The organism is Streptomyces sp. NPDC107550, assembly GCF_055639095.1.
In genome coordinates, this window is record NZ_JBVKBC010000053.1 from 1 (window position 1) to 1,086 (window position 1,086).

A 1,086-nucleotide genomic window follows, 5' to 3' on the forward strand; every position below is an offset into this window, starting at 1 on the left:
CTAGGTGTATTGAGCACGAGCGTTGTTGACAGGGCCGGGGTCTTGATCATGGCGAAGACCTCCGGTGTGGTGGAGGTGTCTAAGCTGCACCGCACACGGAGGTCTTCGTGTCCCACCGTAATGCCCGTCTGACCGTGCACGGCAGACGGATCCTCGTCGAACGCGTGCTGTCCGGCCGCCCCGTCGCGCACGTGGCGGCCGAGATGGGCATATCGCGGCCCACCGCCCACAAGTGGATCCGCCGCTGGCGGGCCGAGGGCGAGGCCGGGCTGCACGACCGCTCCAGCAAGCCCCGAACCACACCCCATCGCACACCACCCGCGCTCGAGGCCCGAGTCTGCCGTCTGAGGACCGACCGCAAGCTCGGCCCGGCCCGCATCGGACCGGTTCTGGGGCTGCCCGCCTCGACCGTGCACCGCATCCTGGCCCGTCACGGCCTCAACCGCCTGGCCTGGCTCGACCGGCCCACCGGCGCGATCGTCCGCCGCTACGAACGCGCCCGGCCGGGCGAACTCGTCCACGTCGACATCAAAAAGCTCGGCAACATCCCCGACGGCGGCGGCCACAAGGTCATGGACCGCCGCCGGGCGATGGACAACAAACTCGCCACCACCGACCGACGCCGCAGCTGCAGGCCGGTGATCGGCTACTCGTTCATCCACTCCGCCGTCGACGACCACTCCCGCCTGGCCTACAGCGAGGTCCTCACCGACGAGCGCAAGGAAACCGCCGCCGGCTTCTGGCAGCGGGCGAACGCCTTCTTCAGCGCCCACGGCATCACCGTCGAACGGGTCCTCACCGACAACGGCTCCTGCTACAAGTCCAGGCTGTTCACCCAGACCCTGGCCACCGCGGGCATCACCCACAAGAAGATCCGGCCCTACCGGCCGCAGACCAACGGCAAGGTCGAACGCTTCAACCGCACCCTGCTCGAGGAGTGGGCCTACCAGCGGCCCTACCAGACGAACGACGAGCGGACCCAGGCCCTGGCAGACTTCCTCCACACCTACAACCACCACCGCTGCCACACCGCACTCGGCGGACACCCGCCCATCAGCCGCGTGAACAACGCTCCGGGTCAATACA

General features: G+C 68.5%; 1 protein-coding gene. It reads left to right on the top strand.

Going from position 1 to position 1,086, the window contains the following annotated elements; genetic code table 11:
* Nucleotides 1–107: 107 nt before the first annotated feature.
* A partial coding sequence (locus ACZ7LY_RS32490; protein ID WP_471628357.1) for an IS481 family transposase occupies nt 108–1,086 on the top strand: 979 nt, incomplete at its 3' end.